Genomic DNA, 13,819 nt, shown 5'->3' with positions numbered 1-13,819 from the left:
GAAGCGCTGCGCGCTTCCCCCCCCAGGGGGGCGCCGCTACGGACCGGCGGAGCCAGCTCCGTGCGGCCCCGATGGGGCGGCGTTTGTAGGCTGCTGGTGGCGTATCGGGGGGGGGGGCGGTCGTTGACTTGCTCAGCCCAGCACTTCGCGCAGGAAGCGCGAGATGTCGGCCACTTCCTCGGCGCACACGGAATGCGGCATGCCGTAGGTGTGCCAGCGCACGTCGCAGCCCAGGCGCTGCAGCTCGGCCAGCGTGGCCTTGGCGCGCGCCAGCGGCACGACCGGGTCGAAGGTGCCGTGGGCCAGGAAGATCGGGGTGCGCGCATTGGCGCCGTGGCGCTCGGCTTCGGCCGTGTCCAGCAGCGGCAGGTAGCCCGACAGGCCCATCAAGCCGGCCAGCTTCTCCGGCAGGCGCAGGCCGGTGTGCAGCGTCATGGCGCAGCCCTGCGAGAAACCGGCCAGCACGATGTTGGACGTGGGGATGCCGCGGGCGTTCTCGCGCGCGATCAGCTTGTGGATCTCGGCTTCCGAGCGGCGGATGCCGGCGCCGTCCTCGACGCGCACCAGGTCCATCACCAGGATGTCGTACCAGGAACGCATGGCCATGCCATTGTTGATGGTCACGGGCTGCACCGGCGCGTTCGGGAACACGAAGCGCACCTTGCTGCCGGCCGGCAGGTCCAGCTCCGGCACGATGGGCGCGAAGTCGTTGCCGTCGGCGCCCAGCCCGTGCAGCCAGATCACGGCGTGCGTGGGGTTGGGGGCGGTTTCGATCTCGATGCAGTCGAGCAGGTCGGTCGTGGCGGTCATGGGCGGAATCAATGGATGAGGGCCTTGAGCGCCTGGAACAGCGCCCGGTACTGCTTCTTTTGCGGCTCCTGGCCTTGCAGCAGGGCGGCGTTGGCCTGCTTTTCCTTGCGCGCGGCCCGGATCACGGCGCGCAGGTGCTGCACGTCGGCCTGCGGATTGTTCTCCAGCAGGCGGGTCAGGGCCTCGTCATCGTCGAGCAGGCGGTCGCGCAGGGTCTCCAGCCGGTGCATGGCGGCGGTTTCCTCGCGCGAGCCGTTTTCCCAGACGTCGAGCTGGGCGCGGATTTCCTCGGCGGGGGCGTCGCGCATCAATTTGCCCACGAAATGGGTCTGGCGGCGCAGGCCCTCGCGGCTGGTGGTGCGCTGGGCCATGCGGATGGCCTCGTACAGGCGTTCCGCCAGCGGCAGTTGTTTCAGGCGTTCGGGCGACAGGGCGATCAACTGCTTGCCCAGGTCCAGCAGCGCGTGCATGTCGCGCTTGATCTGGGATTTGCTGGGACGGTCGTAGCCGTTCTCGTCGTAGCCTTCGTCGACGGATTCTTCTTCGGGATGGGAATTCATGGAAAACTGCGCAATGACAGACTTGGCTATGATAACCGTCTCTGCAAATTGGACAGCAATGGTCAAACCCACCTCATCCCTGCCGCTGGCGGCAAATCACGCGCGTTTTTCCGAACTCGTCGAGCAAACCCTCGCCTACGCGCGCCAGATCGGCGCCTCGGACGCGGCGGCTGAAGTCTCCGAGAGCCTGGGCCTGTCGGTCTCGGTGCGCAAGAACGACATCGAAACCGTCGAGCAGACCCGCGACCGCTCGCTGGACCTGACGGTCTACGCCGGCCAGAGCCGCGGCTCTGCCTCGACCTCCGACTTTTCCGAGGCGGCGCTGCGCCAGACGGTGGAGGCGGCCTGGCACATTGCCCGCCACACCGCCGCCGATCCGGCCGCAGGCCTGCCCGACGCCGACCAGCTGGCCACCGAATTCCCCGACCTGGACCTGCACCACGCCTGGCCGGTGTCCACCGAAGAGGCGGCCGAGCTGGCCCTGCGCGCCGAGCGCGCCGCCCGCGAGGTCGATTCCCGCATCACCAATACCGATGGCGCCTCGGTGGGCACCTACGAAGGCCAGTTCGTCATGGGCAATACCCGTGGCTTCCTGGGCGGCTACGCCTATTCGCGCCACAGCCTGTCGGTGGCGCCGATCGCCGGCCGCGGCAACGGCATGCAGCGCGACTACTGGTACACGTCCGAGCGCGACCCGGCCCGCCTGGCCTCGCCCGAGGCCGTGGGCCGCTACGCCGCCGAGCGCACGCTGTCGCGCCTGTCCGCCCGCCGCATCCGCACCGGCAAGTTCCCGGTGCTGTTCGAGGCGCCGCTGGCCCTGGGCCTGGTCGGCGCCCTGACGCAGGCGGCCAACGGCGGCGCGCTGTACCGCAAGGCCAGCTTCCTGCTCGACGCCCTGGGCAAGCCGATCTTCCCGTCGCACATCAACCTGACCGAGGATCCGCATGTGCGCGGCGCCATGGGCAGCTCGCCGTTCGACGACGAAGGCGTGCGCACGCGCAAGCGCAGCGTGGTGACGGCCGGCGTGCTGGAAGGCTATTTCCTGTCCTCGTACACCGCCCGCAAGCTCGGCATGACCACCACCGGCAACGCCGGCGGCTCGCACAACCTGACCTTCAGCTCCACCCAGACCAAGGCCGGCGACGATTTCGAAGCCATGCTGCGCAAGATGGGCACGGGCTTCCTGGTCACCGAGCTGATCGGGCAGGGCGTGAACTACGTCTCCGGCGACTATTCGCGCGGCGCGTTCGGCTACTGGGTCGAGAACGGCAAGATCCAGCACGCGGTGCAGGAAGTGACCATCGCCGGCAACCTGAACGACATGTTCCGCCAGATCGTGGCGGTGGGCGCCGACGTCATCTCGCGCGGCACCAAGACCACGGGCTCGATCCTGATCGAGCAGATGGCCATCGCCGGCGTCTGATCCGATCCCCCCGGCCGGGGCGTCGCCCCGGCCAACGCTGCCTTGCCCGGCCGTCCGTGCCGTCGCGCCTTTGCAATCCCGCCTTTGCAATCCCTTACCTGCTCGGGAATTCCTCTAGCAATCCCTGACCCCGCCAGCGTGTAATATCCGGCGGGTATTGCTGGAAGTCCCTGGTGTTGCTGTAAAGAAGGAGCAAGAGATGCAACGACGTTCATTCTTGAAACAGGCGGGGCTCGGCGCCGTGGCAACGGGCGCGGCCATCGCCGCGCCGGCATATGCCCAGGATTCGCCGTCGCTGAAGTGGCGCCTGGCCTCCGGTTTCCCCAGCGCCCTGGACCTGCGCTTCGGCGCGGGCGAGACCTTCTGCAAGTTCGTTTCCGAATCCACCGGCGGCAAGTTCAGCATCCGCCATCTGCCCGAGGGCGAGGTCGCGCCAGCGGCCGAGCTGGTCGACGCTGTCGGCGCCGGCAAGGTCGAATGCGCCCACGCCTCTTCCGCGCTGCTGCACGCGCGCAATCCCGCCTTTTGCTTCGATGCCGGCATGCCTTTCGGCCTGACCGCGCGCCAGATGGACGCCTGGATGATGGAAGGCGAGGGCCTGCGCCTGACCCGCGAGCTATTCAAGCCCCTGAAGGCCGTCAACTTCCCGCTGGGCAATACCGGCGGCCAGATGGGCGGCTGGTTCAGGAAAGAGGTCAAGCGCGTGGGTGACCTGAAGGGCCTGAAAATGCGCGTGGACGGCCTGGCCGCCGACGTGCTGGCCCGCCTGGGCGTGGCGCCGCAGCAGGCGGCGCTGGCCGAGCTGGCGCAGGCGGCCGAGAAGGACGGCCTGGAGGCCGTGGCCGGCTCCGGCGCCTACGATGACAGCAAGCTCGGGCTGAACAAGTTCGCCAAGTTCTATTACGGGCCGGGCTGGTGGGCTGGCAGCGGCCAGCTGTCGCTCTATATCAATGACGAGGCCTGGAGCAAGCTGCCCAAGAACTACCAGTCGGTGGTCGAGGCCGCCGCCCGCGCCGCGCACGCCGCCACCTCGGCCCGCTACGACGCGCGCAATCCCGGCGCCCTGGCGCAGTTGACGGCCAATGGCGCGCAGTTGCGCGCCTTTTCCCGCTCGATCATGGATGCGGCCTTCGAGGCCACGCAGCAGCTCTACAAGGAACTGGGCGACAAGGACCCGGCCTTCAAGGCGCTGCACAGCAGCTACATGGGTTTTCGCGACAGCGAGATGCCCTGGTTCCGCCTGACCGAAGGCGCCTACGGCCAGTACCTGGGCGTGGCGCTGTCGGCCAGGAGCTGAGCAGGAGGCCGGTGCCGAATGGCATTCGGCAAGGAGTGGGGTTTTCACTGATTTCCCCTGGTTTTTGACTAGAAATCGGGTGGTTTGGCGCCTTTTGTTGAACGGCATTCAAGTTTCGGCCTGATACAAAAGGAGTAATATGCCGGGTCTTGACGCGCGAACGCGCCGCCATCGAGCGGCAACCGCCGTCAATCCGGCAGGCCTGGCCGACCCGGATTACCAAACATTCCGAGACAGACTTTAGGGTGGTATCAACCATGCAATCGAAGACCAAGAAGCTGCTGGCCGCGCTGATCGCGGCTGGTGTCGTTCCGGCTGCCCACGCGGCCGACATCAAGCTGGGCGTGGCCGAGGCCCTGTCGGGCGGCGCCGCCCAGTACGGCGCGTCGATCCGCAACGGCTTCCAGCTGGCTGCCGATGAAATCAACGCCGCCGGCGGCATCAACGGCAACAAGGTCGTGCTGGTGATCGAGGACGAACAGGGCAAGAAGGAAGAAGCCATCAACGTCTTCAAGAAGCTGATCTTCAAGGACAACGTCCTGATGGTCTTCGGCCCGACGCTGTCGAACTCGGCCCAGGCCGCCGACCCGATCGCCCAGGCCGCCAAGACGGTCGTCTTCGGCACCTCCAACACCGCCGACGGCATCACGTCCATCGGCAACTACGTGTTCCGCAACTCGGTCACCGAAGCCGACGTGCTGCCGGCCACCATCTCCACCGTCAAGGCCAAGACCGGCCTGAAGAACGTGGCGGTGCTCTATGGCAACGACGACGTCTTCACCAAGAGCGGCTACGACAACTTCAAGAAGGCCCTGGAAGACCAGAAGATCCCGGTCACCACGACCGAGACCTTCGCCAAGGGCGACGTGGACTTCAAGGCCCAGCTGACCAAGATCAAGGGCACCAATCCCGACGCCATCGTGCTGTCGGCCCTGCTGGCCGAAGGCGCCCCGATCATGGTGCAGGCCCGCCAGCTCGGCATCAACCTGCCGGTCATCGGCGGCAACGGCATGAACTCGGTCAAGATCTTCGATCTGGCTCCTGGCGGCGCGTCGAACAACCTGTGGATCGGCAGCCCCTGGTCCATCGAGAACAAGTCGGCCGAGAACGTGAAGTTCATCGACGCCTACAAGGCCAAGTTCAACGGCTCGCCCGACCAGTTCGCGGCCCAGTCGTACGACGCCATGTACATCGTCGCCCAGGCCCTGAAGAACACCAAGATCAGCGGCGACCTGCCCAAGGACCGCACGGCCCTGCGCGACGCGCTGCCGTCGGTGCAGTGGACCGGCGCCACCGGTGCCTTCAAGTTCCGCCAGGCCAACGACCGCGCCGGCAAGCCCGCCGGCTATGACGCCGACCAGGCGCCGATCGTCAGCGTGACCAAGGACGGCAAGTACGTCATCGAGAAGTAATCGGCACGCGTCCCCCCTGTGGGGGATGCGCCTGGCGCGCGGCCTGGACGGGGCGTGCGCCAGGCGCTTTTCATAGCAGGGCCGCCCCAAGACAAGAACATCCCTCGGGGGCAGCAGGCCCGCGCGGCGCAAGCGGCGCGGGAGCATTTCCTTGTCGCGGGAGCGCTTCAAGCAGAAGCGCGTCCGCGGGGCGCAGGCCCGCGCCATCAGCGCGGCGCGGCGGTCCTTTCGGTTTTATCTGGAACGTCCAATCATGTTGGAACAACAATTCGTCAACGCCTTGTCGCTGGGCTGCGTCTACGCCCTGTTCGCACTGGGCTTCACGCTGGTCTTCGGCGTGCTCGGGGTCATCAATCTGGCGCATGGCGCGGTTTTCATGGTGGGGGCCTACGCGGCGCTGACCGTGGTGCAGAACCTGGCCCTGCCGCTGTGGGCGGGACTGGCGGCGGCCTTCCTCGTCGCGGGCCTGACCGGCGTCATCATCGACTACCTGGTGCTCAAGCCGCTGCGCAAGCGCAACGCGCCCCACCTGATCCCCATGATCGCCACCATCGGCGTGGGCATCATCCTGAACAACGCCGCGCAGGGCATTTTCGGCGCCAGCAACCTGCGCTTCCCGCACGGCACCGTGCCCGAGGAAGTGATCGAGGTCGCCGGCCTGCACCTGACGGTGATCGAGCTGGGCATCATCTTCATGTCCTTCGCGCTGATGGCCGTGCTGATGTTCGTCATGCGCCGCACGCAGTTCGGCCGCGCGCTGCGCGCCATCGCCGAATCGCCCAAGGCCGCCTGGCTGCTGGGCATCAACGTTGAAAAACTGTTCATCACCACCTCGTTCGCCGCCGCGGCGCTGGGCGGCGTGGCCGGCGTGCTGATCGGGCTGTACTCGAACGCGCTCTTCCCGCTCATGGGCCAACCCATGCTGCACAAGGGCATCGCGGTCATCATCCTGGGCGGCATGGGCGACATCCGCGGCGCCATGCTGGGCGGCCTGTTCCTGGGCTTCGCCGAGGTGCTGTCGGTGGCCTATATCGGCTCCACCATGCGCGATGCGGTGGCATTCGGCCTGCTGTTCCTGATCCTGCTGGTGCGTCCGCAGGGCCTGTTCGGCAAAGTGGTTCAACGCAAGGCGTGAGTGTGATGAGCGGATTCGAAAACTTCTGGGCCATTTACGGCAACCTGGTGCTGACGCTGGGCACCAATGCCCTGCTGGCCCTGTCTATCTGGCTGACGCTGGCCTGCGGCATGCTGGCCATGGCCAACGCGGCCTTCATGGGCATCGGCGCCTACGCCGCCGCCTTGCTCACCATGAACTACGACGCCTCGTTCCCGGTGGCGCTGGCCGGCGGCATGCTGGCGCCGGCCTTGGTGGCGGCGCTGATCGGCCTGCCCACCTTGCGGCTGTCCGGGGTCTATCTGGCCATGGCGACGCTGGGTTTCGGCGAGGTGGTGCGCGTGACCGTGCTGAACACCGAGTCCATCACCGGCGGCGCGCTGGGCCTTAACGGCATCCCGCAGCTGACCCAGTGGTGGCACGTGATCCTGGCGGTCGTCATCGTGCTGTTCGTGCTGTGGCGCGTGCGCGTGTCCAAGATCGGCCGCGCCTTCGACGCCATTCGCGGCGACGAAACCGCCGCCGGCCTGATGGGCATCGACGTGCGCGCCAACAAAATGCTGGCATTCGTGGCGGGCGCCATGATCGCCGGCTTGGCGGGCGCGCTGAACGCCCACCTGACCTTTTTCATCGGACCCAACGAATACGGCTTCGACCGTGGCGTGGAAATCCTGACCATGGCGATCCTGGGCGGCATCGGCGGCCTGGCGGGCCCGGTGCTGGGCAGTTTCATCATCACGGTGCTGCCCGAGATGCTGCGCGGCTTCGCGGATTTCCGCCTGGTCGTCAACGGAGTGATCCTGGTGGTGATCGTGTTGTTCCTGCCGCAAGGCATCTGGGATCCGGCGCGCTTCAAGCGCTGGATGCGCCAAGGAGGCAAGCGCCATGCTTGAGCTTTCCTCCGTCTCCAAGAGTTTCGGCGGCCTGCACGTGCTGCATGACGTCAACCTGTCCGTGCCCCAGGGCAGCATCTATGGCCTGATCGGCCCGAACGGCGCCGGCAAGACCACGGTGTTCAACCTGATCACCGGCCTGCTGCCGCCCAGCGGCGGCGCCATCACGTTCAACGGCGACAGCCTGCTGCGCCGCGCGCCGCACCAGATCACGCGCATGGGCATCGCCCGCACGTTCCAGAACATCCGCCTGTTCAAGGAGATGACGCTGCTGGAAAACGTGGTGGTCGGCGCCTATCGTCACATGAACTACGGCTTCCCCAGCCTGCTGCTGGGCCTGCCGGGGTTCCGCGAGCACGAGAAGCGGGCCCGCGAGCGCGCCCACGAGCTGCTGACCTGGATGCGCCTGGACCACAAGGCCAATGACCTGGCCGACAACCTGTCCTACGGTGAGCAGCGCCGGCTGGAGCTGGCGCGCGCGCTGGCCACCGAGCCCAAGCTGCTGTTGCTGGACGAGCCGGTCGCGGGCATGAACACCGGCGAACGCGCCGAGCTCATGCGCGAGATCCTGGCGATCCGCGAGCGCGGCTACACCATTCTCATGATCGAGCACGACATGCGCTTCGTCATGGGGCTGTGCGAACAGATCGCGGTGCTGAACTTCGGCAAGATCATTGCCTGCGGCGGGCCTGAAGAGATCCGCAACAACGAGCAGGTCATCGAGGCCTACCTGGGCCGCGAAGACGACGAAGACGCCGAACACGCGGAGGCCGCAAAATGAGCGCAATGCTGGAAGTCCGCGGACTCGAGGTCAACTATGGCCACATCGAAGCCGTCCGCGGCATCGACCTGGACCTGAACGCCAAGGAAATCACCGCCCTGGTCGGCGCCAACGGCGCCGGCAAGTCCACCACGCTGCTGGCGCTGTCCGGGCTGCTGCCCAAGGCGAGCGGCCGCATCAGCTTCGAGGGCGAGGACATCACCAACCTGCCGCCGCACCAGCTGGTTGCGCGCGGCATCGTGCAGGTGCCGGAAGGCCGGGCCATCCTCACCACCATGACGGTGCTGGAGAACCTGGAGCTGGGCGCCTACCGACGCGGTCTGAAGAACGTGGGCTCGGATCTGGAGTATGTCTTCAATCTGTTCCCGCGTCTGAAAGAGCGGATCAACGGCATGGCCGGCAACCTGTCCGGCGGCGAGCAGCAGATGCTGGCCATCGGCCGCGCGCTGATGGCCAAGCCGCGCCTGCTGCTGCTGGACGAGCCGTCGATGGGCCTGGCGCCCATCGTGGTGCAGGAGATCTTCCGCTCGCTGCGCGCCATCAATGCCGACGGCCTGACCCTGTTCCTGGTCGAGCAGAACGTGCGCCAGGCGCTGAAGATCGCCCAGCACGGCTATGTGCTGGAAAACGGTGCCATGGCGCTGAGCGGCACCGGCCGCGAGCTGCTGGGCCATCCTCGGGTGCTGGAAGCCTACCTGGGCGCCTGACCGGATCTTGCCGGGGCGCGCGCGGTTCAGATCGCGCGCGCCGGTCGCCGCCTGGCAGGACGTCTACCGCCAGCCAGGGCAGGCATCGCCATGCGAGCATTCCGTCCGGCGGTGTTTGTCCCTTTTATCTGAAGCCCCTTCATTTGGCTGCCCCCGAGGGCAGTTCCAGCGAGGGAGGAGGCGGATGCAGACGGCCGTTGGTTCCCGGATTGCCCATTTTTTGAGCAGCTGTGTTAGAATCACAGGCTTTCCCTCATTTTGGCTATTGCACGGGCGGGTAATAACGCTTAGGCGGGACGCTGATAGAGGCTTGAAATTCCACGGTTTTATCGGGAATCACGGCCTAGTCGGGGGAAGGAAGCGCTGGCAGGGATACGCCCGCCAGCGGAATCATTTTTCTTCTTAGGAACCATCATGAAGACCTTTGTGGCCAAGCCGCATGAAGTCCAACGTGACTGGTTTGTGATCGACGCCAAGGGCAAAGTCCTCGGTCGTGTGGCCAGCGAAGTCGCACGTCGTCTGCGTGGCAAGCACAAACCTGAATTCACGCCGCACGTTGATACCGGCGATTACATCGTCATCATCAACGCTTCCGATATCGTCGTTACCGGCACGAAGGCGAAGGACAAGAAGTACTTCCGCCACACCACGTACCCGGGCGGTATCCGCGAAACGAACTTCGAGAAAATGCAAGAGCGTTTTCCCGGCCGCGCCATCCAGAAGGCTGTCAAGGGCATGCTGCCCAAGGGTCCGCTGGGCTACGCGATGATCAAGAAACTGAAGGTGTACGCCGGTGCCGAGCACCCGCACACCGCCCAGCAGCCCAAGACGCTGGATATCTAAGGAAACGCCATGATCGGTAACTGGAACTACGGAACCGGCCGTCGCAAAACCTCGGTGGCTCGCGTTTTCATCAAGAAGGGCACCGGCAAGATCGTCGTCAACGGCAAGCCCGTCGACGAGTTCTTCGCTCGTGAAACCGGCCGCATGGTCGTGCGCCAGCCGCTGGAACTGACCGGCCACCTGGAATCGTTCGACATCAAGGTCAACGTGCACGGCGGCGGTGAAACCGGCCAGGCCGGCGCAGTCCGTCACGGCATCACGCGTGCCCTGATCGACTACGACGCGACCCTGAAGCCCGCGCTGTCGCAAGCTGGTTTCGTGACCCGCGATGCCCGCGAAGTCGAACGCAAGAAGGTCGGCTTCCGCAAGGCCCGTCGTCGCAAGCAGTTCAGCAAGCGCTGATGCCTGCAGAAAAAAGCCCGCTACGGCGGGCTTTTTTCATTTGGGGCCGCCGCTCCGCCTGCCCGCAATTTTCGGGCGATACAATCACGTTTCGTTCCACGTAGAGTTCATATCCATCATGGCCCAAGCATCGAACACCCGTATCAAGGTTGGCATCGTCGGCGGCACCGGCTACACCGGCGTCGAGCTGCTGCGCCTGCTGTCGCAGCACCCGAATGTGGAATTGACCGCCATCACGTCCCGCAAGGAAGACGGGCTGCCGGTGGCCGATATGTACCCGAACCTGCGCGGCCGCGTGAAGATCGCTTTCTCCGCGCCGGAAAAGGCCTCGCTGACCGATTGCGACGTGGTGTTCTTCGCCACGCCCCATGGCGTGGCCATGGCGCAGGCGCCCGAGCTGATTGCCGCCGGCACCCGCGTGATCGACCTGGCCGCCGATTTCCGCCTGCAGGACATCCCCACGTTCGAGCGCTGGTACAAGATTCCCCATACTTGCCCGGAAGTGCTGGCCGAGTCCCAGTACGGCCTGGTCGAGCTGAACCGTGAAGCCATCTCCAAGGCCCGCGTGATCGGCAATCCGGGCTGCTACCCGACCACGGTGCTGCTGGGTCTGGCCCCGCTGCTGGAAGGCGGCAAGAAACTGATCGATGCGCAGACCCTGATCGCCGACTGCAAGTCGGGCGTGTCCGGCGCCGGCCGCAAGGCGGAGGTGGGCTCGCTGTTCTCCGAGGCTTCCGACAACTTCAAGGCCTACGGCGTGGCGGGCCACCGCCATCATCCGGAAATCGTTTCGCAGCTGGAGAAGATCGCCGGCGCCAAGGTCGGCCTGACCTTCGTGCCGCACCTGGTGCCCATGATCCGTGGCATGTACTCCACCATCTACGCCCGCATCCTGCCCGAGGCGCGCGACACGGACTTCCAGGCCCTGTTCGAGCAGCGTTATGCCGACGAGGCCTTCGTCGATGTGATGCCGGCCGGCAGCCTGCCGGAAACCCGCTCGGTGCGCGCGTCCAACAACCTGCGCATCGCGCTGTCGCGCCCGGGCAATGGCGACCAGCTGATCGTGATGGTGGTGCAGGACAACCTGGTCAAGGGCGCCGCCGGCCAGGCCGTGCAGAACATGAACCTGATGTTCGGCTTCGCGGAATCCACCGGCCTGGATCAGGTCGCGATCCTGCCCTGATGCCTTGCCGGAAGGGCGGCGTGCCGCCCTTTCGAGTGCCATGTCCAACGATTCTCCCATCGCTCCGCAACCGCGCCGTCTTCGCGGACTGGCGCGCTTCGGCATCGCGCTCGCGCTAGGCGTGGCGCTGGGCGTAGCGGGAACCAGTCTCTATGTCCGCCACCTGGCGCGCGCGAGCGCGGCGGCGGCCTCGGATCCCGTGCCGAGCGGCGCGCAGGAAGAAGCGATGCGCCAGCAGCGCACGCAACTGCGCTTCACCCAGGGTCAGCTGGATGCGGCCGATGGCGAACTGGTGATCGAGCGCGCCGCGCGGCAGGAGCTGGAAACGCAGTTGCGCGCGGCCCAGGCCGAGGTCGGTCGCGTGCGCGACCAGCTGGCGTTCTATGAGCAGCTGCTGCCGCCCGGACCGGAAGGCTCGGTGGATATACGCGGCGCGCAGGTCGAGCGCGCCGGGCAGGGCCTGCGCTACAAGGTGCTGCTGATGCGCAGCGGCCGCAATGGCGGCGCGCCGTTTTCGGGCGCGTTGCGCTTCCAGGCGGTCGGCACGCTCAAGGGCGAGACCGTGACCGTCGAGCTCGCGCCCATGCAGGTCAAGTCGGAAACGACGCCGGCGCCCGAAGGCGTCGCCGCCGGACTGGCCTTGCAGTTCGATCAGTACCAGCGTAGCCAGGGCATGCTGGCCTTGCCCGAGGGTTTTGTCCCCGAAAGCGTGACCATCACCGTGCTCGAAGGCGATACGGTGCGGGCGACCCGCAGCGTCAAGCTCGAACTTTGAGTCCGGCCCGGGGCTGCGCTATAGTGACAGCATACGAGTGGCGACGCCGCTCACCGAAATTCGGCCTCAACGGCCAGGAGTGAACCATGAATGCAGTGACCGAAACCGTCGACCTGCAGGCCCCGCCGCCTGCTCCCCTGGTCTTTACCGACTCGGCGGCCGCCAAGGTCAAGGACCTGCTGGCCGAAGAAGGCAACCCCGAGCTGAAGCTGCGCGTCTTCGTGCAAGGCGGCGGCTGTTCGGGTTTCCAGTACGGCTTCACCTTCGATGAAGTCGTCAACGAAGACGACACCGTGCTCGACAAGGCTGGCGTGCAGCTGCTGGTCGACCCGATGAGCTTTCAGTATCTGGTCGGCGCCGAGATCGACTACAAGGAAGACATCGAGGGTTCGCAGTTCGTCATCCGCAATCCCAACGCCAGCACGACTTGCGGCTGCGGTTCGTCGTTCTCGGTCTGATCGCGCCCTGAGCGTCGGCTCACGAAAAACCCTTCGGCTTGCCGAAGGGTTTTTTGTTTTGGGCAATCAGGCTGGATAGAGCGCGCCCAGGATGCGGGGCGCGCGCGCGCCGGTCACGTCGGGCAGGCCGGCGGGCCGGCGTTCCGTGAAGCTGTGCGCCAGCCAGGCGAAGGCCAGCGCCTCGACCTGCTGGGCCGGCACGCCGAGCGCATCGGTCGGATGGACGGGCCGTTGCAGGCAGTACGCCAGTTCGCGCATCAGCGCGCCGTTGCGCGCGCCGCCGCCGCAGACATAGATCTCGGTCACGCCGGCCGCGGCGGCGTCGATGGCGTTGGCCACGGTCCTGGCCGTCAGCCGCTGCAGCGTGGCCTGCACATCTTCAGGCGCCGGGCGCGGGCCGTCGCAGGCCGCCAGCCGGTCGTCCAGCCAGCGCATGTTGAACAGGTCGCGCCCGGTGGACTTGGGCGGCGGCAGGGCGAACCACGGTTCGCCCGCGATCAGCGCCTCGAGCAACGGCGCCAGCACCTTGCCGCTGGCCGCCCAGCGGCCGTCGGCGTCAAAGGGCTGGTTCAGGTGGCGCTGGCACCATCCGTCCAGCAGCACATTGGCGGGGCCGGTGTCGAAGCCGCGCACCGGCGCGCCGGGCGCCAGCAGGGTGACGTTGGCGATGCCGCCGAGGTTCAGCACCGCGCGCGCTTGTGGCGCGCCGAAGATCGCGGCATGGAAGGGCGGCACCAGCGGCGCGCCCTGGCCGCCCGCGGCCACGTCGCGGCTGCGGAAGTCGGCCACCACGTCGATGCCGCTCAGCTCGGCCAGCAGCGCGGGGGCGTTCAATTGCACGGTATAGCCGCTGTCGGGCCGGTGCCGCACGGTCTGTCCGTGCGCGCCGATGGCGATCACATCGCGTGGCGCGAGGCCGGATGCGTCGAGCAGGCGGGCGGCCGTGTCGGCATAGAGACGGGCCAGCGCATTGGCCGCCAGCGCGGCGCGCGCCAGTTCGTCGGCGCCGGACTGGTTCAGCGCCAGCAGCTCGGCGCGCAGGGCGGCGGGCATGTCCAGGCTGGCGCTGGCCAGCACCTGCGGCGGCTGGCCGTGGGCCAGCCGGGCAAGCACACCGTCGACGCCGTCGACGCTGGTGCCCGACATCAAGCCGATATAGAG

The 13,819-nt window shown here is 66.7% G+C and carries 15 protein-coding genes; 12 read left to right on the top strand and 3 right to left on the bottom strand.

Annotated elements, in window-relative coordinates:
* Positions 1 to 132: 132 nt before the first annotated feature.
* A complete protein-coding gene (locus tag KDH83_RS24735) occupies positions 133 to 810 on the bottom strand; it encodes an alpha/beta hydrolase (protein WP_212320663.1) in 678 nt (225 codons plus the stop codon).
* An 8-nt stretch (positions 811 to 818) separates the two neighbouring features.
* Positions 819 to 1,370: a ribosome biogenesis factor YjgA gene (gene yjgA, locus KDH83_RS24730; RefSeq protein ID WP_212320662.1), complete on the bottom strand. Its 552-nt coding sequence runs from the start codon at positions 1,368 to 1,370 to the stop codon at positions 819 to 821.
* A gap of 58 nt (positions 1,371 to 1,428) precedes the next feature.
* Here yjgA and pmbA point away from each other — a divergent pair, with 58 nt between their 5' ends.
* The 12 genes from pmbA (at position 1,429) to erpA (ending at position 12,658) form a co-directional block, all read left to right on the top strand.
* The gene (pmbA, locus tag KDH83_RS24725) at positions 1,429 to 2,793 is read left to right on the top strand and encodes a metalloprotease PmbA (RefSeq protein WP_212320661.1); all 1,365 of its coding nucleotides are present in this window, start codon (positions 1,429 to 1,431) and stop codon (positions 2,791 to 2,793) included.
* Positions 2,794 to 2,992: 199 nt separating this feature from the next.
* Positions 2,993 to 4,090, top strand: coding sequence for an ABC transporter substrate-binding protein (locus tag KDH83_RS24720; protein WP_212320660.1), 1,098 nt, complete (start codon positions 2,993 to 2,995; stop codon positions 4,088 to 4,090).
* A gap of 257 nt (positions 4,091 to 4,347) precedes the next feature.
* Positions 4,348 to 5,502, top strand: coding sequence for an ABC transporter substrate-binding protein (locus KDH83_RS24715; protein WP_212320659.1), 1,155 nt, complete (start codon positions 4,348 to 4,350; stop codon positions 5,500 to 5,502).
* A 253-nt stretch (positions 5,503 to 5,755) separates the two neighbouring features.
* Positions 5,756 to 6,637, top strand: coding sequence for a branched-chain amino acid ABC transporter permease (locus tag KDH83_RS24710; RefSeq protein ID WP_212320658.1), 882 nt, complete (start codon positions 5,756 to 5,758; stop codon positions 6,635 to 6,637).
* Between the two features lie 5 nt (positions 6,638 to 6,642).
* Positions 6,643 to 7,509: a branched-chain amino acid ABC transporter permease gene (locus tag KDH83_RS24705; protein ID WP_103272371.1), complete on the top strand. Its 867-nt coding sequence runs from the start codon at positions 6,643 to 6,645 to the stop codon at positions 7,507 to 7,509.
* On the top strand, positions 7,502 to 8,290 hold the full coding sequence (locus KDH83_RS24700; RefSeq protein ID WP_103272372.1) for an ABC transporter ATP-binding protein: 789 nt from the start codon (positions 7,502 to 7,504) through the stop codon (positions 8,288 to 8,290). Before KDH83_RS24705 ends, KDH83_RS24700 begins: the two co-directional genes overlap by 8 nt.
* A complete protein-coding gene (locus tag KDH83_RS24695) occupies positions 8,287 to 8,997 on the top strand; it encodes an ABC transporter ATP-binding protein (protein ID WP_103272373.1) in 711 nt (236 codons plus the stop codon). Before KDH83_RS24700 ends, KDH83_RS24695 begins: the two co-directional genes overlap by 4 nt.
* A 414-nt stretch (positions 8,998 to 9,411) precedes the next feature.
* Complete coding sequence (gene rplM, locus KDH83_RS24690) at positions 9,412 to 9,840, top strand: 50S ribosomal protein L13 (protein WP_006217309.1); 429 nt, start codon at positions 9,412 to 9,414, stop codon at positions 9,838 to 9,840.
* Positions 9,841 to 9,849: 9 nt separating this feature from the next.
* Positions 9,850 to 10,242, top strand: a complete 393-nt coding sequence (gene rpsI, locus KDH83_RS24685) for a 30S ribosomal protein S9 (RefSeq protein ID WP_006388641.1) — start codon at positions 9,850 to 9,852, stop codon at positions 10,240 to 10,242.
* 118 nt (positions 10,243 to 10,360) lie between these two features.
* The gene (gene argC, locus KDH83_RS24680) at positions 10,361 to 11,425 is read left to right on the top strand and encodes an N-acetyl-gamma-glutamyl-phosphate reductase (RefSeq protein ID WP_212320657.1); all 1,065 of its coding nucleotides are present in this window, start codon (positions 10,361 to 10,363) and stop codon (positions 11,423 to 11,425) included.
* Between the two features lie 40 nt (positions 11,426 to 11,465).
* The gene (locus KDH83_RS24675) at positions 11,466 to 12,200 is read left to right on the top strand and encodes a DUF6776 family protein (protein ID WP_212320656.1); all 735 of its coding nucleotides are present in this window, start codon (positions 11,466 to 11,468) and stop codon (positions 12,198 to 12,200) included.
* A gap of 86 nt (positions 12,201 to 12,286) precedes the next feature.
* On the top strand, positions 12,287 to 12,658 hold the full coding sequence (gene erpA, locus KDH83_RS24670) for an iron-sulfur cluster insertion protein ErpA (RefSeq protein ID WP_103272375.1): 372 nt from the start codon (positions 12,287 to 12,289) through the stop codon (positions 12,656 to 12,658).
* Between the two features lie 66 nt (positions 12,659 to 12,724).
* Here the strand turns inward: erpA and KDH83_RS24665 are convergent.
* Positions 12,725 to 13,819 (bottom strand): anhydro-N-acetylmuramic acid kinase (locus KDH83_RS24665; protein ID WP_212320655.1); only part of this gene is annotated, 1,095 nt, incomplete at its 5' end.

It is taken from the genome of Achromobacter sp. Marseille-Q0513 (assembly GCF_018195695.1).
GTDB lineage: Bacteria > Pseudomonadota > Gammaproteobacteria > Burkholderiales > Burkholderiaceae_B > Achromobacter.
Note: the sequence above shows the minus strand (reverse complement) of the source record. Positions and strands in the feature narration are given on the sequence as shown.